The sequence below is a fragment of the Paenibacillus tritici genome (assembly GCF_013204885.1).
GTDB lineage: Bacteria > Bacillota > Bacilli > Paenibacillales > Paenibacillaceae > Paenibacillus_AQ > Paenibacillus_AQ tritici.
The window spans coordinates 40411-57723 of the sequence record NZ_JABMKX010000030.1; the positions used below are offsets into that span (position 1 = coordinate 40411).

At 53.0% G+C, this 17313-nt stretch carries 19 protein-coding genes; 3 read left to right on the forward strand and 16 right to left on the reverse strand.

The window, feature by feature from the left end; genetic code table 11:
* Positions 1–41: 41 nt before the first annotated feature.
* From HQN87_RS30905 to HQN87_RS30915, 3 genes are all read right to left on the reverse strand, one after another.
* On the reverse strand, positions 42–935 hold the full coding sequence (locus HQN87_RS30905; RefSeq protein ID WP_173141008.1) for a diacylglycerol kinase: 894 nt from the start codon (positions 933–935) through the stop codon (positions 42–44).
* 224 nt (positions 936–1159) lie between these two features.
* Complete coding sequence (locus HQN87_RS30910; protein ID WP_173141010.1) at positions 1160–1924, reverse strand: sirohydrochlorin chelatase; 765 nt, start codon at positions 1922–1924, stop codon at positions 1160–1162.
* A 2-nt stretch (positions 1925–1926) separates the two neighbouring features.
* Positions 1927–2217: a YerC/YecD family TrpR-related protein gene (locus HQN87_RS30915; protein ID WP_019913624.1), complete on the reverse strand. Its 291-nt coding sequence runs from the start codon at positions 2215–2217 to the stop codon at positions 1927–1929.
* 371 nt (positions 2218–2588) lie between these two features.
* Between HQN87_RS30915 and HQN87_RS30920 the strand changes: the two genes are divergently transcribed.
* Positions 2589–3149 (forward strand): tyrosine protein kinase, encoded by a 561-nt coding sequence (locus tag HQN87_RS30920; RefSeq protein ID WP_173141012.1) that lies wholly within the window; start codon positions 2589–2591, stop codon positions 3147–3149.
* A 27-nt stretch (positions 3150–3176) separates the two neighbouring features.
* Here the strand turns inward: HQN87_RS30920 and corA are convergent, their stop codons facing one another.
* From corA to HQN87_RS30985, 13 genes are all read right to left on the reverse strand, one after another.
* A complete protein-coding gene (corA, locus tag HQN87_RS30925) occupies positions 3177–4136 on the reverse strand; it encodes a magnesium/cobalt transporter CorA (RefSeq protein ID WP_173141014.1) in 960 nt (319 codons plus the stop codon).
* A gap of 156 nt (positions 4137–4292) precedes the next feature.
* Positions 4293–5201, reverse strand: a complete 909-nt coding sequence (locus tag HQN87_RS30930; protein ID WP_173141016.1) for a response regulator — start codon at positions 5199–5201, stop codon at positions 4293–4295.
* 3 nt (positions 5202–5204) lie between these two features.
* Entirely contained in the window at positions 5205–6494 is a 1290-nt protein-coding gene (locus HQN87_RS30935) for an ATP-binding protein (RefSeq protein WP_173141018.1), read from the reverse strand.
* Positions 6495–6580: 86 nt separating this feature from the next.
* A complete protein-coding gene (locus HQN87_RS30940) occupies positions 6581–7231 on the reverse strand; it encodes an amino acid ABC transporter permease (RefSeq protein ID WP_173141020.1) in 651 nt (216 codons plus the stop codon).
* Positions 7232–7259: 28 nt separating this feature from the next.
* Entirely contained in the window at positions 7260–7910 is a 651-nt protein-coding gene (locus tag HQN87_RS30945) for an amino acid ABC transporter permease (protein ID WP_173141022.1), read from the reverse strand.
* 148 nt (positions 7911–8058) lie between these two features.
* Positions 8059–8913 carry a glutamate ABC transporter substrate-binding protein gene (locus HQN87_RS30950; RefSeq protein WP_301953247.1) on the reverse strand — a complete coding sequence of 285 codons (855 nt, stop codon included), beginning with the start codon at positions 8911–8913 and terminating at the stop codon, positions 8059–8061.
* A gap of 33 nt (positions 8914–8946) precedes the next feature.
* Positions 8947–9675: an amino acid ABC transporter ATP-binding protein gene (locus HQN87_RS30955; protein WP_173141024.1), complete on the reverse strand. Its 729-nt coding sequence runs from the start codon at positions 9673–9675 to the stop codon at positions 8947–8949.
* Between the two features lie 303 nt (positions 9676–9978).
* Positions 9979–10968, reverse strand: coding sequence for an inorganic phosphate transporter (locus HQN87_RS30960; RefSeq protein ID WP_173141026.1), 990 nt, complete (start codon positions 10966–10968; stop codon positions 9979–9981).
* Positions 10969–10981: 13 nt separating this feature from the next.
* A complete protein-coding gene (locus tag HQN87_RS30965; protein ID WP_173141028.1) occupies positions 10982–11599 on the reverse strand; it encodes a DUF47 domain-containing protein in 618 nt (205 codons plus the stop codon).
* A gap of 202 nt (positions 11600–11801) precedes the next feature.
* The gene (locus HQN87_RS30970; protein ID WP_173141030.1) at positions 11802–12908 is read right to left on the reverse strand and encodes a DUF3048 domain-containing protein; all 1107 of its coding nucleotides are present in this window, start codon (positions 12906–12908) and stop codon (positions 11802–11804) included.
* Positions 12909–13061: 153 nt separating this feature from the next.
* Positions 13062–13838: a DODA-type extradiol aromatic ring-opening family dioxygenase gene (locus HQN87_RS30975; protein ID WP_173141032.1), complete on the reverse strand. Its 777-nt coding sequence runs from the start codon at positions 13836–13838 to the stop codon at positions 13062–13064.
* Between the two features lie 81 nt (positions 13839–13919).
* Positions 13920–14750, reverse strand: coding sequence for an alpha/beta hydrolase family protein (locus HQN87_RS30980; RefSeq protein WP_173141034.1), 831 nt, complete (start codon positions 14748–14750; stop codon positions 13920–13922).
* 171 nt (positions 14751–14921) lie between these two features.
* Entirely contained in the window at positions 14922–15122 is a 201-nt protein-coding gene (locus HQN87_RS30985) for a hypothetical protein (protein ID WP_173141036.1), read from the reverse strand.
* 198 nt (positions 15123–15320) lie between these two features.
* On the opposite strand from HQN87_RS30985, the gene HQN87_RS30990 reads away from it, so the two are divergent.
* Both HQN87_RS30990 and HQN87_RS30995 read left to right on the forward strand, forming a co-directional pair.
* Positions 15321–15968: a DUF1129 family protein gene (locus HQN87_RS30990; protein WP_173141038.1), complete on the forward strand. Its 648-nt coding sequence runs from the start codon at positions 15321–15323 to the stop codon at positions 15966–15968.
* Positions 15969–16009: 41 nt separating this feature from the next.
* Positions 16010–16936: a hypothetical protein gene (locus tag HQN87_RS30995; protein WP_173141040.1), complete on the forward strand. Its 927-nt coding sequence runs from the start codon at positions 16010–16012 to the stop codon at positions 16934–16936.
* Positions 16937–17313: the final 377 nt, after the last annotated feature.

The following is a 17313-nucleotide window of genomic DNA, read 5'->3' on the forward strand; positions in this document are numbered from 1 at the left end:
TTATTAAATATTAATGTTAAATATTAATGTTGCCCTTCTGCTTAATCATTCTTAGCGAAGATCCGCAGATGCTGCGGCAGAATGCTGAAGTTGCCGGGCAGGGAGCCGCCAAGCTCACCGTCCAGGTTCAACTGGACATGGCCAGGTGAGGTAACCTCCATCGCATCGGTCCGGAAATGGATAACCTTCTTGTCATTCAGGTGCTCGCCGCGGATCGTCAGCCGCACCAGCCGGATGAACTCGGCCAGGTTGCATTTCTTGACGGCGATCACATCGAGCAGGCCGTCATCAATGCTGGCACCCGGAGCCAGCTTCTCGAAGCCGCCGACCGAATTCGTATTGGCGATCAGGAAGAGCATGAACTCGTCATGGATCATCTCTTGCCCGTTCGCACGGATGTACAGCTCCTGCGGAGCAAGGCTGGCCATCTTCTCGATCCCCTTGAGGTAATAGGCGAGCTGACCCATCATGGTCTTGAGCTTGCTGGGAACTTCATAGGTAAGCTCCGTCAGCTGTCCGCCGCCTGCTATATTAATGAAGTAACGGTCATTTGCTTTGCCGAGATCAATCAGGCGTGACTCCTGACTCAGAATCAGGTCGCAGGAATCCTCCCAATTCTTCGGAATCCCCATCGCCCGCGCGAAATCATTCGTAGTTCCCAGCGGCAATATGCCGAGCGGAGGAAGGTTCGGCTTCTCTGCCATCCCGTTGATAATCTCATTGAGTGTGCCGTCGCCTCCGGCAGCTATGATCAGATCATAAGTACCGCGTTCTACAGCCTCAGCCACAGCCGCCGTAGCATCGCCCTCTCCCGTGGTTGCATGGCAGGTAGCTTCAATACCGCCCACATCCAGCCGGTCCAGAATATCGGCGAGTCGTCTTTTCATTTCTTCCCGTCCAGAAGTGGGATTATAAATCAATCTCGCAGTTTTCATTACCGGAACGCCACCTGTTTATATAATGGATAACTTTACTGATTATACCCAATTGAGGACCCCACAAGCAATGTCAAGGAGCCTAAGAGGAATATATTTATCCCTCCCGCTCAGGCTCTAAGGCTCAAGAGACCGGCAGAAGGTATAGATATATGTATGCAGCACCGGCCAACATGAACACTGGACGCATACTATCCTCAGTTCAATTTCCAACGGGCTAACGCTCACTCCATGAGCTGCTCCAGCGCCGCCTCCACCTGCCGCTGTATCCAGCGCGGCAGCAGCGGATGAGGCAGCAGCGTCTGGCCGGAGTAGGCATAATCCAGTCCTTCCAGCCGCTGCGGAATAACAACCTTGGTGAAGTATCCCTCACTCAAAAAGAGCGGAGCCACCAGTACATCATGGCCCTGCTCCTGCCAGTACTGCACTCTGCTTCTTACAGTGTCCGGGTTCAGCAGCCCGTAATCCGCCGCAGCCAGCCCGCTTACTTCCCGTACCCGCGCCGCAAGGGAGGAGATTCCCTGCTCCCAGCGCTGCCGGAAGCCTTCATGCCTGCTGCCGTGTCCGACGAGCAGCAGAGTCTCCCGCTCAGGATGCTTCGACAGCTCGCGGACCTTATCCCATAACATCTGCGCAATATCGGGGTCGTCATCGACCGGATAGCCGTAGTGAACCCTTGCCGTAACCCTGAACGGCTCCAGATCGGTCTCGCGTTCAGGAACCGGCTTCGCACCCAGCGCATATTCTATCTCATCAATATGCGTACTGCCGGAAGAAACAAACAAGGGGATCACAATAATATCTGTGACCCCTGCATGTTCCAGCTCATCTATTCCATCCTGAATCAATCGTCCATCTACCAGCTCAAGGAATGACACCGCCATAGGCAAGTCTTCCCGGAGTGTTACATGACTTACTGCTTCGTCCACCATCGACACCCAGGTCTGATCACGGGAGCCGTGGCTGATCAATAATACACCCGGAAGCATGATTAGCGCCCCAGACGTTCCAGCGTAAGCTTATAGCCGTCATTGCCATAGTTCAGGCAGCGCTTCACGCGGGAGATCGTCGCCGTGCTGGCACCCGTTTCTGCTTCAATCTGATTATATGTAGATCCCTTGCCCAGCATCCGCGCAACTTCAAGACGCTGCGAGAGCGATTGAATTTCGTTCACTGTGCACAAGTCATCAAAGAACACATAACATTCTTCCATATTTTTCAATGTTAAAATGGCTTCAAATAATTGATCAATACTTTTATCGTTTAGCTTCTTTAGCTGCATCGCCCTATCATCCCCTACATTAACTTATTGTGACTATCTTGCCTCTACTATATTGTACTGGAGCACATTTTTCAAGCATTAACGGTTTCACGCTGTAAAGAGTGAAAATGATGGACAAACGTCCATCCCCGGCGCACACCCTAAATGGGTCTGCTAAGCTTTTTCTTCCGGCTCACAGCTTTCACCGCTTTAATCATAGTACTACATAACCGCGCGAAATCAAGCATGGACACGGTTTCTTCACTTCCATTACCGTACTATAGGCATCCGCCCTTTTCCGCTGGTATCCCGGTTACCCGGGCATTCGTCTATACCGTATGTTCGCCCATGACATACAGTATAGCAAACCACTAACGAAGGAATGTGATATTATGCCTGAGCATTACTATAATCATTCCCGCAAGCAAGGCCGTTCACTGGCTGAGCCTTACAATCCATCGTCATACAATCCGTCGCCCTATCCGGGCCTCTCTGCCTATGTGCCCGCTCCGCTTCAGGGCGAAGCTGAAATTCTGCCTGCCTATGGCGCTGAAGTCACCGATACTGCACTCGCCGTCCCTGCCGCAGAAGCGGCTACAGCGAAGCCCGGCGGTCTGCTGGGCGGACTCGGCAATCTCGGAAGCCTTGCGAATATGGAGCAGTTCAAGGGAATCGTTGACCGGATGGGCGGGATTGACGGGATCGTCAACTCTATGGGCAAGGTGCAGAAAGTCATGCAGAGCTTTCAGCAGATGGCTCCGATGGTGAAGCTTGTCATGGGCGGATTCGGCAAAGGGAAGAGCGGGGCAGGTGCGCTCGCGGCTGAAGAGGATGCGGCACTTTATACCCCCAAACGGCGCAAAAAAAGACGCCCCGCTCCGAAGCGCCGCAATACCTCCTCCAAAAAGCGTAAATCCGGAGGCCCTTCCTCTGTTAAACGCCGCCGTTCCTAAGCGGCGGCGTTTAACCCATTGTACCTGTTACTTAAACCAGCCGCTCCGCCGGAACCAGCCGAACATCCCGATACCCAGCAGCAGCATGAGCAGCAGCACCACGAAATAGCCATATTTCCATTCAAGCTCCGGCATCACCCTGAAGTTCATTCCATAGATCCCGGCGATCAGCGTCAGAGGCATGAATACCGTCGTAATTACCGTGAGTGTCTTCATAATGGAGTTCATCCGGTTGGAGTTGAGCGAGATATAGCTGTCACGCAGATCGGCGGTCATTTCCCGGTCAGCTTCAATCATATCGGTCAGCTTCAGCAGATGATCATAGATATCGCCGAAATAGACGCGTTCCTCTCCATTACTCTGCACATGCTGGGAATTGACGATCCGGTACATCAGATCACGCATCGGCACAATCGTCCGCCGCAGCTTCAGCAGCCTTCCGCGCACGTTGAAGACCTGGCTCATCAGCTCCTCTACCGATTCGTTGCCGCCCTGGCTCTCCAGATCAGCGAGTTCATCCTCCAGCAAATAGAGGGACGGGAAATACCTGTCGACCAGCTTGTCCATCACCGTATACGCAGCGGCCATCGGCCCGCCCGACCAGCCCTGGCGGCTATGGATTTCAGCCTTGACCATCTGCCACGCTTCCTCCATCTCCGGCTTATCCTGGTGGTGGTAGGAGACCAGGAATTTCTTATTCAGGAACAGGTCAATCTCTTCCGCTTCCAGCGTCCGCTCATTCAGCGAATGCAGCACGAAGAACTGCACATCCTCATAATAATCCAGCTTCGGCCGCTGCAGTACATGCATACAGTCTTCAATAGCCAGCGGGTGAAAATGAAAATAGGTGTCCAGGACCAGTGTTTCCTCTTCCGAAGGCATGGCAAAATCTGCCCAGATCCAGGCATAATCATCCAGCGCTATATCCTGCAGCGGCAGATCCGTCAGCACCTCACCCTTATGTGTTACTGCAAGCGTTCGTATCATACTATAAGTCCTCCACCCTATCGCTATGCGCAGCAGAGCTGCGCTCTATCTTGTTGCTTCTACTATTGTACCGCATGTGTATCCAAAAAAATAACCGCCAGCCCGCTGACCAGCGGTTCCGGAGGTTTCTTGGTCTTACTATTTCCCTTATCATCGTCAGCGGCCCAAGCCTTCCAGTACCTCCAGGTGCAGCACCTGCAGGAATTTCCTGATATTCACCTTCACCTTGCCGGTATCGCGGCCCTGCTCCATCTCCTTCATCTTCAGGCGCACCTCTTCAAAGTCGAAATACAGCGGCGCATAATGCTCGAACTTCGGATTGCCGTAATCCGTCAGACCGATGGAAGCCAGATTACTCAGACCCGCCGCGAGTGCGCGGCGCAGACGCTGTTCGATGGCTTTGACCTCTTTGGCTGCCTCCGCAGGCACCGGTCTGTTTTTGGCGGCTGCCCGCTCGTACAGCTCCTTCAGCGGCGGAAGACTTCCGCTGTTCTCTCCGGCCCCGTCCACCGCCAGCTCCATGAGGGTGATCATATCGCGGCTGCCGCTCTCCGAGATCATCCCCATATTCATCAGAATCGGCTGGACAATCTCCCTGACGGTACGCTTGCCGGACGGCACCTGCGGCAGTCCGAACTGCAGGCCTTCCAGCTTGCCGAGCGTCAGCTTGATCTCATCCAGATAACGGCCCATGGCATAACGTTCATTGACCTTATAGAGTACAGATTCGACTTCAATCTTGTTGATCGGCTTGCGGATGAAGAATTCAATTCCGCTGCGGTAGGCGCGGCTGACCACATCCCCGTTCTCGATCTGCGAGATCATCACGAACTTGGAACGGCAGCCCTGCGCCTGAAGAGAGAGAATGGTCTCGATCCCGTCCTGGTCAGGCATCAGCAGATCCATCAGCACAATGTCCGGGGTCTCGCTCAGGATCAGGGCAATCCCCTCCTGTCCGCTCTCTGCTGTACCTGTCACCTCACCCAGCCCGCTGTCCTCAATAATATGCTGCAGCATCCTTCTCGCCGACGCATCGTCATCTACAATACAGAAAGATAGCGGCATCCTCTATTCCTCCTTCCGCAGCTTTACACTCGGCACCCTAACCTGGAACATAGCCCCCCCGGCAGGCGATACCGGATGAACCGTAATGCTTCCCCCGAACATATTCACAATATCCCGTACATGCGAGAGCCCGATCCCTGTAGCGGCGATCCCCTCTTCATCGAATTTCGTCGTGAACCCCGGCTCGAACAACAGCTCCAGGTCACGCTTTTGAATCCCGGCACCGCTATCGGCTACTGTAAAAAAAGTCAGGCCCTCCTGCTCATATGCACGCAGATGAATACTGCCTTTACCTTGGATGACCTCCACCGCGTTGGCGGTGAGATTGTTCAGCAGAGTCAATAGAGGGATGTAGCTGTCGGTTGTATAGTCGGAGGTCATATCCACATGGAAGTCGATCTGCTTGTCCAGCATTTCGGCATATTTGGCATTGCTTTGGACCGTGAACTGCAGAATACCCGATAACGGCATGTCCCCGTTCACCTCACGCTCCGCCAGCTTCACAAGCCCGGCCAGAATCCGCTGTGAATCCTTCTTCACCTCATGGAGCTGCTGGGTAATATCCAGTACCTGACGGCTATGCTGCTCCGTTCCTTCCCCGGCCTTCAGCTGGCGGTATAGCTCGAAGCTGTTCAGTGTCACATGCTCCAGTGTGCCGATGGACTTCTTCAGATAGAACACTTCACCATATAGGCCGGAGCCGAATCCGAGCAGTTGCCGGGTCCGCTCCTGCTGCTCACGCTCCCTGATCCGCATCTGGCTGACAGAGATGCTGCTGTATACCCCGGTTGTGAAGTACGTGCGCAAGACCGCAATCGCCATTAGATACGTCCACTCATTGAGCCGGAAGGAAGCCGAATCCAGCACAATCAGCCGGGTCAGCAGCTCCATTTCATTCGACACCAGATCAATCAATGCGGCAACGGCGCCAAGCACCAGCGGGTGGAAGGTGTCGATCCGGCGTTTGATGACATACATCAGCAAGCCGAACACCATATAATAGATCATGGCTGAGCAATGACTGCTGAGGCTCTGCTCGAGTGTCTGTCCGCTTCCTTCAACCGCATCCATAGCCGTCCGGAACAGCAGTACAACTATCCCTGTAGCAATGCCTGTGTGGATATACGGCAGTTGGCGCATTAACAGCAGGAACAACAGGAACGCGCTGCTGCCCATGGCAATCCGGAAGATATCTCCGTCAAACGGGTTGATTTTGAATTCTCCGGCCACCGCCGTAACGGCAGCCACCAGCAGAATCTGTACAGTCTTCATTCTCAGAATGGATCGTCCCATCGCCACTGCTCCTGCCTAGAGATGTTGACAACTATAGTATCATAGCCGCACTGGATTGAATATGGGATTCGCCTCATCCGGGCCGCTTATACCGTTCTCTGTTCAAGCCTTCTGGAGAGCAGTGACAACAGGTAATTGACGGTAAAATAAATCAGGGCAACCAGCGCCAGCGTTGGTATGGCATAGCTATAGCTGTGACCGATGACGATATTCGCATTATGCATCAGCTCCGGCAGGGAAATAACGACGGCCAGTGAAGTATCCTTCAGCAGGGAGATGAACTGGCTGACCAGCGGCGGAACCATCCGCCGCAGCCCCTGGGGAAGCACAATATGCCATAAGGTCTGGGCATTACTGAGACCGGAGGAACGCGCCGCCTCAATCTGCCCCTTGTCGATAGACATTAAGCCGCCGCGGACAATCTCGGCAATCATCGCTGCCTCGAATATCGTTAAGGCAGCAATCGCTGCTGTAATCAGTCCGAGCTTGATCCCCACCTCCGGCAAGGCGAAACGGATGAAGAAGATGATCAGCAGCAGCGGCAGATTACGGATCACCTCCACCAGATAGAACATGACCGGCGACAATACAGGCACTTCCGAGTAGCGGATAACGCCAATAATGCAGCCAATTATAAAGCTCAGGATAATAGATACAAAAGCTACAATCAGCGTAATATACAGTCCGTCCAGCAGAAACTTCAAATTATCGGCGGAGTATGCTCCTATGAAATCCACGATATCCCTCCTTCAGCTTCCGAGATACTTAATATTTGCGCTGCAGCCGGCGCTCCCATATCCGCACCCCATAGCTGAGCGGCAGCGTAAGCACCAGGTAGAACAGCGCCACGAAGATGTAGGTGTCAAAGGTACGGTAAGTCTCTGTGGAGATACCGTCTGCGAAGTACATCAGATCCAGACCTGCCACCAGTGTCAGCACTGAGGAATTCTTAATCAGATTAATGAATTGGTTGCCGAGCGGCGGAATGACCAGCTTGATCGCCTGAGGCAGAATGATATGCAGCATAGTCTGTATGTAGCTGAGGCCGGAGGAACGGGAAGCCTCCATTTGTCCCTTGGGAACGGCCATGATTCCGGCACGGATCGCTTCGGCGATGAAGGCCGAGGTGTATACCGCGAGCCCTATAGTTCCTGCCTTGAAGCCGTCCAGCGTGAAGCCCAGGGCCGAAGGTCCGTAATAGAAAATATACACTACAAGCAGCAGCGGGATATTGCGGATGAACTCCACATACACCGCGCCGAACCAGCGCAGCCCTCTCACTGTAGTAATGCGGAAGACGGCAATTACCGCGCCGATCAGGAAGCTGCCGAACAGGGCCAGCACACTGGACAGCAACGTGCCGTAGAAGCCTTCCATATACAGCCCGAAGTAATCCGTTAATATTGAATAATCCATTCATTTCACCTGCCTTTCCCTTAAGGATAAACAAGTAGAAACGGCTTTGCCGTCCTTAGAAAAGGCGCTACCGTTTCTACAAGAAATTCAAGGATAACTTATCGTGTGGAACATATACATTCTTATAGAGCAGGCTTATAGAGTAAGCTTATTTCGCCGGGGCTTTACCAATCCATTTGGTATAAATGGCATCATATTCACCGTTAGCCTTTAGCTCAGTGAGTGTGTCATTAACCGCCTTAACTACATCGGTATTTCCCTTTTGTACCGCGATGCCGTAAGGCTCGTCGGTGAATGGCTTGCCTACAACCTCAAACCCCGGGTCCTGTGAAGCCATCCCGTAGAGGATCGCATCATCCGTCGTCAGCGCATCGCCTTGTCCGGCCTTGAGCGCGCTGAAGGCATCCTGATAGTTGTCGAATTCAAGCACGGTAACGCCCGGCACCTTTTCTTTGATATTCTTGATGGAGGTCGCACCCTTGGAGCCCAGGATCTTCGTATCCTTTGTGACCGCTTCAATCCCGGTAATCGGGCTGCCCTTCTTCACCAGCAGGGATTGGCCGGCCTGGAAATAGACATCAGAGAAATCCACTTCCTTCTTGCGGTCCTCCGTAATCGTCATGGTAGCCACGACCATATCAATCTCGCCATTATTTAGCATCGGAATCCGTGTCTTGGAGGTGACCTCCTTCAGCTCAATGGCATTTTCGTCGCCCAGAATTTTTTTGGCGATGGCCTTGGAGATATCAATGTCGAAGCCTTCCACGTTACCGGAGGCCGGGTCCTTCAGTCCAAACAGCCGGGTATCGAACTTCACGCCGACGAGCAGCTTGCCGCGTTCCTTGATTTTGGCAATCGCCCCGGAGTCCGCGGCCGTTCCTGCAGCCGTGTTCCCGCCTGCTTCATTGTTATTCTTCGCCTTGTTGTTGCCGCAGCCGGCAATGACCAGCATGGCCGCAATCGTCAGAACACTTACCATTTTGAAGCTCTTGGACATTTTCATTTTGTTTCCTCCCCGGGTTCCTATTTATTTAGGTTAGTGACTTAATACACGGCTGAGAAAAGTTCGCGTCCGCTCTTCCTTCGGACTGGCGAAGAACTGCTCCGGCTCCGCCTCTTCCACGATCTGTCCCTGATCCATGAAGATGACCCGGTCCGCCACCTCACGCGCGAAGCCCATCTCATGGGTCACGACCACCATCGTCATACCCTCCTTGGCCAGGGCGCGCATGACATCCAGCACTTCTCCGACCATCTCCGGGTCAAGCGCTGAGGTCGGCTCATCGAACAGCATGATCTTCGGCTTCATCGCCAGCCCCCGGGCAATCGCCACACGCTGCTGTTGACCGCCGGATAGCTGCGAGGGATAGGACTGCGCTTTGTCGGCAATTCCGACCTTATCCAGATAGTACATTGCGGTCTTCTCCGCTTCGGCCTTGCTGAGTCCAAGCACCTTGATTGGAGCTAGTGTGATATTGTCAATTACCTTCTTGTGCGGGTACAGGTTGAAGTGCTGGAAGACCATTCCGATCTCTTTGCGCAGGGTATTGATATCTGTCTTGCGTTCATTTACAGTTATACCGTCTACCGTTAATCCGCCGCTGGTGATGGTCTCCAGCCGGTTAATGCAGCGCAGCATGGTACTCTTGCCGGAGCCGGAAGGACCGACTACAACTACTACTTCCCCTTCCTGAACATGCAGATCAATGGATTTCAGTACATGGAATTGTCCGTAATGTTTGTCTACCTGATGAAAGTCGATCAATGGCTAGGCCTCCTTTGTATAATCGGGTTTGCTTGTCAGCTATGGTAACACTTAAATCAAACCTTACTTCAGAGACTACCAAATACTACATAATACTATGCAAATTTTTATTCACTCATGTTATTTTCTTTTCAAAATGTGGTGGATTCCCTTTTCTTTTTATGTCTATTACTATTTTTTATCAGTTCGTTGTGACCTTTTGTGACATTATTCTCTTGAACAATCAGAGAAAGCAAAAAAAGATGTCCTGAAGCCTTCGTGGCTCCCGCGACATCTTGTCCAGGCAATCTATTCGATTACTATCTAGAAGAAGATCTTGAAGATGACTCCCGCCAGCACAGCACTGATCGGAATGGTAATGAACCAGGTCACCACGATCCGTCCGGCTACTCCCCATTTCACAGCGGAGAAGCGCTTGGCTGAACCTACACCCAGGATGGATGAAGTAATGGCATGGGTCGTACTTACCGGCAGATGCAGCAGCGTAGCTGTGAAAATAACAGAGGCCGCCGAAATATCCGCCGCGAAGCCGTTAATCGGCTCAATTTTGAAAATCTTCGTGCCCATCGTCTTAATAATCTTCCAGCCGCCGATTGACGTTCCAAGCGCCATCGAAGTAGCTGCTGCAATCTTAACCCAGAGCGGAACCTCCATGGTCTCGAGCCGTCCTGAAGTCACGAGGGCAAAGGTGATAATCCCCATCGCCTTCTGCGCGTCATTTGTACCGTGGGTGAAGGATTGCAGTGCTGCCGTAACGATCTGCATCGAACGGAAGCCCTTGTTGACCGTGTGCGGACTCCGCTTGGCGAAGATCCACTTCAGGATCGTCATCACGATATAACCGATAACAAAAGCGATCAGCGGGGAGAATACCAGCCCCTCCACAATCTCAATGAATCCGTTCCATTTGATATGCTCCGTACCTGCCCCAACATATACTGCACCAGCCAGAGCACCGATAAGCGCATGGGAGGAGGACGATGGAATACCGAGCCACCAGGTTACCAGATTCCAGATAATCGCTGCTATGAGCGTCGCTGTCACAATATCTATCCCGTTGTCCAGCAGGGTCGGATCGGTAATACTTCCTCCGATCTTCTTCGCTACGCCGGTGAACATTAATGCTCCGATAAAGTTCATGGAGGCGGCCAGCATGATCGCTGTACGCGGCTTCAGCGCGCGCGTGGAGACGGAGGTCGCAATGGCGTTGGCTGTGTCATGGAACCCGTTGATGAAGTCGAACGCCAGCGCAAGAAAGATAACAAAAGCCAGCACATATATAGATGTGTCCATATTTCAGAGCCCCTTATGAGTTGCGCATGATGATCGATTCCAGCATGTTGGCTACGTCTTCACATTTGTCCGTGGTCGTCTCCAACCGCTCGTACAATTCTTTGCGTTTGATCAGCTCAATCGGGTCTTTTACAGTCTCGAACAGGGCCTTGGTGCAGATGCGCAGGACTTCATCGCCCTGGTTCTCCAGATCATTCAGGCGGATGGTGTATTCGCGGATCGCCAGAAGCTTCTTCTGGGAGAGCAAATGGACTGCTTTCTGGATCTCATACGCACTCTGGCGGAGAATCTCAGCGAATTGAATAATATATTCATCCGCATCCAGCAGGTTATACATATAGAAACGCGAAGCAGAGGCCTCCAGACCATCAATAACATCGTCCATGCTGGTGATCAGATCCATGATGTCGTCACGCTCCAGCGGCGTAATGAACGTTTTGTTGAGTTCCTTGATGACAGTGTGTGTGTACGTATCGCATTGGGATTCGTATTTCTTCATCACCCCGGCGAAGTTCTCCACATTGCCTTGGAGGGTCGAGATATTCTGAGCGAAATAATCGGCCGCCTGAACAATGGTGTCAGCCATATTTTCGAGCGTCTCAAAGAATATATCCTTTTTTCTAAACTTCATTAGCCTTAAACCCCTTTACATAAAATTGCCTGAAAAATGCAGCCACCCATATGTAAACAGCATGAAAATGAATGACAACCCTTGTTATCTTATCATATCAACAGAAGGGATAGAAGACAAAAACCGAACTTTTTTGCACTATAATAACAATTCCCTGTAATTGCGAAAATAATCATCTGAACGGTTAATTTTACAGCCGGACTCAGTTGGACACGGGCGCAGGGACATATTCGACATGGCTGCTGAAGGAGGGGCTGTTCGGTACGATCAAAATATGGGTAACCCCCGGGTACATTAGCGCCTCCTTGCCGTCCTCCTTCACAAACCGGATAATGTCCCCGGGGCTGCGGGACCACTTGCCTGAGACGGAGACTCCGCGCTGGAACAGCAGCGCTTCTCCCCCCAGCTCCGTATCCACCTTCAGTCTGCCGACATCATCAAGCACCTTATGGTCCGAGCCCATCACGATGATGTTCGCCGCTTCCACCGGTCTGTCATTATTCAGGTCCAGATAGGGCTTGCCGTTCACCCACCGGGCATAGGTACGCTGCTCTGCGTTATATTTGTACCCCACGGTGTAGCTCTTCAGCAGGAAGCTCACACTCAGCTCCAGTGCAGGGTTGCCCTCTACAGGGATATAATCCGGATCATTGAATAAAAGGGCGGGTACCTTCACGCTCCCGGCATAGCCCAGCTTCGCTGCGCCCTCCCGCAGCTTGGCGGCATTGCTGTACAGGTTATGCGGGGCTTTGCGCTCCTTGTCCCGCCAGAAGTAGGCGCCTGCGCGGCCGATCTCGTCCATGTCCGCCTTCTTCTCTCTTTGCAGAATAGCATAAGCGTCCGGACTGCCCCCGGCATGGACCGTTACGCCGCCGTAGCTCTCGCCAATATCCAGCAGGTACGGGCGGATACTGCGGATCGGACCGATCTTCACCACACCCTCATGGCTCTGAAAAATCCCTATCAGCCGGGTAATCCCGCCTTCTGCCAGAACCTCGTACAGGATATCCGCCTCGCTGATCCCCGATTGCGGCCGGGCAGCCGGGGCATTATTGATCATGACCGCGAGCGGCCGGGGCAGGGTTCCTTCTGCCACCGGAAGACCTGTTAACCCGGATACCAATGCCGGGGCAGGCGTTGCGGTAGGCGACGGCGAAGGCTGCGGAACTTCTGTTAGCTGCGGCTGCGCCGTAGGCGCCACCACCCGCACGGGTGCCGGGGTTGCCTGCTCCTGTCCGCAGGCAGAGAGCATTGCAGCAGTAAGGATAAGGGCATATAGAGGGCGGAATGAAGACCGGTTCATCGTCATAGACTCGTTGTTCCTCCTAATCGTTTCTTTCATATAATCATAGCGTAATCCACGGGAAATAGAAGAATAAGTTGTCAGGTGAAGCTTATAAATTGTGCGCAACAAAAAAGGATACAGCCCTTAGCGCGGCTGTATCCCTCATTCATATGTGTATTAGTCAACCATCCAGCAGTTCAGGCTGAGCGTGCCATATTGATAAGCCTGAATCATTAACTGCGCCCGCCTGCCTTCATCGGCTGCGCCCATCACGTAGAAGAGCGGGATGAAATGTTCCTTGCCATAGGTAGGTATGGCTTCCCTCACATGCGGAGCTTGCTTCTCATAGGCAAACAGTGCAGGAAGATCCCAGGCCTTAAGACGCTCCGCAATCCAGCTGTCGAAGTCAAGCGCCCATTGCTCGGGCTGATCGTCCTGCTTCAGCAGTCTGAGGTTATGGATCAGGCCTCCGCTGCCGATCACGAGAATGCCTTCCTCGCGCAGCGGGGCCAGCATCCGTCCGATGTTGTATTGCTCTTCAGGCGAACGGAGCGAATCAACGGATAAGGCCACGACCGGAATATCCGCCTGCGGGAACATTTTGCTTAAGATTACCCAGACTCCATGATCGAGGCCGCGGCCGAGTACAGGCTGATGGGATAGATTACTGTCCCTGAAGAGTTCGGAAATGCGGCTGCTGAGTGCGGGATCACCTGGAGCAGGATACGTCAGCTTATACATCTCTTCCGGGAATCCGTAGAAATCATGCTGCGTTTCATGCTGTGCGTCCACTGTAATCAGCTGCTCGGGACTGTCCCAATGGGCCGAGAACACTACAATGCCGCGGGGCTTCCCCAGATCAGAACCCAGCCGCTGCAGGAAACGCGTATAGTCGTTATCCTCAAGAAGCAGCATAGGGGAGCCGTGCGCAATAAAAAATGCCGGTAATTTCATAGGGTCAGAGCCTCCATTCCAGTATGGTCTGCCCCTTTATTTTACAGCTAATTCCCAGCCATTGCGAGTGCCGCCGTTCTCCTATATCATCCAGTTCTGCCATTCCTCCTGCAGATGCTCCTGCTGGTTCATCCAATCCCGGGTACGCTTCAGCACCTGCTCCTGCGCCGGACCCGAAGAGAAGGTATGGTCGCCCTGAAAAATAATCTCCTTGTCGCACCGTCCCTCCGGCCGGGTCCAGAACAGCTTCTGGTAGAGAAACGCATAATCTACAGGGATCACATCATCGGAGGTTCCGTGGATAACAAGCACATCGCCGCTGAACTTCCCGGCCTCCTGGAACGGCTGAAACGCGGCCAGGGAGTTGAAGTATACCGGAGTGAACGAATACCCGGCATAATCAGCCGTCCCGCTCTTCACTGACCGGTCGAAGGCTTCTCTTCCGACAATCTTCACGATATCATTGAACGGATAACCTACAGCGGACCAGAGGACGAGGTTCTTCACCCGCCGGTCACGGACACCGGTCAGCAGCGCCACCGCGCCGCCCAGACTGTGCCCGATCAGCGTTACACGCTGCGGGTCCACATCGGCTGAGCCGATGCCGTAGTCCAGCACTGCCCGGGTCTGCCCGATCATCGACTCCATATCCTCGCTTCCGTAATTGCCGCTGCTCTCCCCGCAGCCCACATAATCGAAGCGGATGACCATATAGCCATCCTGTGCCAGCTCACGGGCCGCCTTGACGAAGATCCGGTCTACACCAATCCGGCTGCCCACGAAGCCGTGGCAGATCACGGCCAGCGGCACCCGGTTCTTGCACCGTCCAGTACCTGCCCTGTCTGCGGCCGGATAGTGTATGCTCGCTGTCAGTTCCTCTCCCTTATGCCGGATGATTATATTCCGTTCCATCGCTGCGTCCTCCCTTGAATGTTCCTTTTAATTTTAAATTATAATAATTCCGATTAATTTAGTATGATTTATATTTCTATTATAATAGCTGCAATAATTTCTTGTCAACAAGCAGAAACCCCCTTCACTCCCGAGAGGAGCAAAAGGGGTCCATGTGCAGCTTACTTTCACTCAGTCATAGCTGTCGTGAAACATATCATGAGTCTCCTGCCGGCCTTCCCAGCCTTCAAGCCCGTTCTCCGGGCTCTGTCCCGCAGCATCCCATAGACTGAAGCCGTCGGAATTGCCCCAGTCCCCCACTTCATTAGTCGGTGCAGGCGCGGTGCCGCCTGTCACAGCTTGCTCAGGTTCCCGTTTGTTCTCCAGTTCCATAACGCTCCCTGCCTTCCTCTAGCTAGATTTGTGAAGCAGCCACCTCTTCAGTGTTTACTCTTCCAAAAGGATTATGCAAAGGATGACCGGAAGCACGTTGTCCTTGCACACCGCTGGTGCACAAACGTATACTCTAGGTTGAAGGTATCCTGATCAACACTTCTGGAGGTATAGCTAAGCGCAATGAAAGTCAAAGCTATGATTAAGCAAAACAATCTGCTGCGGGAGCAGATGACACCGTTCAACCGCTCTTATTACGAAGATATGATTCTGGCGATGCGCGCCAGTAACGTAGATGCTGTACGTGCAGAGGAGCTGCTGCTTGAGGCGGCGGACCTGCTGCTGAAGGGACAAGCCAAAGGCAGAAACGCCAAGCAGATCTTCGGCGAGAACCCCGGTGATTATTTCAAGGATGTGATGGACAGCGTTCCTTCGCGCGCTCCGCGCAGCAGGCTGAAGAATTCCCTGATGATCTCCTGGTCCGCTCTGACGATTCTGTTCGGGGCTATGGGCATAGCCGGCCTGATTATGCAGTGGAGCGGCGGCCCTGAGGAGATCTTCGGCCAGCTCAGCATTTTCACTCTTGTCATAGTCGGCGCAGGCTCGGTTGTTCTGGTTGAACTCCTTATGAAATGGATGGCCTCCTTGGCCGAGGACGACAGTCCGAAGCCCAAGACTTTCGACATCAAGGGCCTGGGCCTTTATATCGGAATTGCAGTCATTGCAGTATTCGCCGGAATATTCCTGGACAATCTGTTCCCGGTGATCCGGATCTCGCCCTGGGTCAGTCTGGCTCTTGCGGCTGCCGGAGGCCTGGGACTGAAAGTTATATTCTTCCGATCCTAGAAGCTGTATCCCATACTTGTTCCACACAGGAGGAGACTTGAATGAAAAAGCATGTCGTTCTATCCGCCGCTATTGCCCTGTTCATAGGGCTCCAGGCCGTCGTGTCCGCCCCCGCCGGTGCCGAAGGAGCAGCAGGCGCTAAGGCCGGGGGAAGCGGAACAGCCGCCCTCAGCCATGCGGAAGCTGTCTACAAGGGCGCGCTGCCGCTGCTGTCCAGCGGCAATCTCCCGGGAGCCATTGCCTACATGAAGACGAAGCTGTATGCGGTCACTCCCTATCAGGCGACAGTGCTGACCCTGAAGCTCGAGAACCTGCACAAGGCTCTTCTCCCCTCCTGGGAGAAGAAGTTCAGCAGCAGTGATGTCCAGCGTAAGCTTATCTCCGTCTACAAGGGCGGAGTCAGCATGACGAAGCTGGCTGAGAGTACGGAGAACGCCTCGCTGCGTGCCTTGCTGCTAAGCGCAGGAGAGAGCGGCTATAAGCTGGACACCGCCGAAGGCACCTTTTACCCGGTGATTGATTATGCGGCCTACCGTAAATATAAGAACTTCGTAACCGATGATATCAGCAGTTATATCTCCATTATGGCGGACGAATCGGATCTGCCCCCATCCAAGGATAACGGACTTATTATTGCCTGGGGTGAGGTCGCAGACCGTGCGCTGACCCAGGAGCAGTTCATACAATCTTATCCCGCCTCCAACCGGTTACAAGCCGTTAAGAAGCTGTATAACCAGTATGCTGTGAACACCTTCTATGGCCAGAACAACACGCCGCTCTTCCATTACGACAATCTGGAGATGGATCTGGAGGCGCAGAAGGCTTATACCAGCATCTTGTCCAAGAACAACAGCACAAGCGATTTCCTGCAGAAGCTGGACGGCTTCATGAAGCTGATGAAGAGTAACGGCTATCTGCTGGACGATGCGGCTAAGCAGTATTTGAAGACTGAGGTCCCTCTGTCTTAGAGAATTAGCCCTAATCAGCAGCAAGGAATCTGCAATCTGATTATGTATCACCAGGCTAGTTCCGCTCACCGCAGCATCCGGATTTGATATAGTAACCAGGCGCGGAGGACGGTGCAGAAGATACCAAACGCGCTGTAACAAGCAAGTGGAAAAACGTATCTTAATTGGTCGGTTTCTGATGATTTAACGGAAGCAAGTGGAAAAACAGCAGCTATTGGTGCAAATTTCACTGCTACCGGTTAAATTCCGCTAATTTCGGTGCGACCCCCTTATTACGGAGTCCCCCGCATAAAACCGACATGTGTCGTAGCCATGCTCTTTATTTCGCTTTTTTCCTTGGCCAGAAGAAGGCGGACCGATCCTCTAGGCTCATGACC

Excerpts from the sequence above, each read along its gene's own strand:
- HQN87_RS30905 (WP_173141008.1), bottom strand. The coding sequence starts at position 935 with ATGAAAACTGCGAGATTGATTTATAATCCCACTTCTGGACGGGAAGAA.
- HQN87_RS30910 (WP_173141010.1), bottom strand. The coding sequence starts at position 1,924 with ATGCTTCCGGGTGTATTATTGATCAGCCACGGCTCCCGTGATCAGACC.
- HQN87_RS30915 (WP_019913624.1), bottom strand. The coding sequence starts at position 2,217 with ATGCAGCTAAAGAAGCTAAACGATAAAAGTATTGATCAATTATTTGAA.
- HQN87_RS30920 (WP_173141012.1), top strand. The coding sequence starts at position 2,589 with ATGCCTGAGCATTACTATAATCATTCCCGCAAGCAAGGCCGTTCACTG.
- corA (WP_173141014.1), bottom strand. The coding sequence starts at position 4,136 with ATGATACGAACGCTTGCAGTAACACATAAGGGTGAGGTGCTGACGGAT.
- HQN87_RS30930 (WP_173141016.1), bottom strand. The coding sequence starts at position 5,201 with ATGCCGCTATCTTTCTGTATTGTAGATGACGATGCGTCGGCGAGAAGG.
- HQN87_RS30935 (WP_173141018.1), bottom strand. The coding sequence starts at position 6,494 with ATGGGACGATCCATTCTGAGAATGAAGACTGTACAGATTCTGCTGGTG.
- HQN87_RS30945 (WP_173141022.1), bottom strand. The coding sequence starts at position 7,910 with ATGGATTATTCAATATTAACGGATTACTTCGGGCTGTATATGGAAGGC.
- HQN87_RS30950 (WP_301953247.1), bottom strand. The coding sequence starts at position 8,913 with ATGAAAATGTCCAAGAGCTTCAAAATGGTAAGTGTTCTGACGATTGCG.
- HQN87_RS30960 (WP_173141026.1), bottom strand. The coding sequence starts at position 10,968 with ATGGACACATCTATATATGTGCTGGCTTTTGTTATCTTTCTTGCGCTG.
- HQN87_RS30965 (WP_173141028.1), bottom strand. The coding sequence starts at position 11,599 with ATGAAGTTTAGAAAAAAGGATATATTCTTTGAGACGCTCGAAAATATG.
- HQN87_RS30970 (WP_173141030.1), bottom strand. The coding sequence starts at position 12,908 with ATGACGATGAACCGGTCTTCATTCCGCCCTCTATATGCCCTTATCCTT.
- HQN87_RS30975 (WP_173141032.1), bottom strand. The coding sequence starts at position 13,838 with ATGAAATTACCGGCATTTTTTATTGCGCACGGCTCCCCTATGCTGCTT.
- HQN87_RS30980 (WP_173141034.1), bottom strand. The coding sequence starts at position 14,750 with ATGGAACGGAATATAATCATCCGGCATAAGGGAGAGGAACTGACAGCG.
- HQN87_RS30985 (WP_173141036.1), bottom strand. The coding sequence starts at position 15,122 with ATGGAACTGGAGAACAAACGGGAACCTGAGCAAGCTGTGACAGGCGGC.
- HQN87_RS30990 (WP_173141038.1), top strand. The coding sequence starts at position 15,321 with ATGATTAAGCAAAACAATCTGCTGCGGGAGCAGATGACACCGTTCAAC.
- HQN87_RS30995 (WP_173141040.1), top strand. The coding sequence starts at position 16,010 with ATGAAAAAGCATGTCGTTCTATCCGCCGCTATTGCCCTGTTCATAGGG.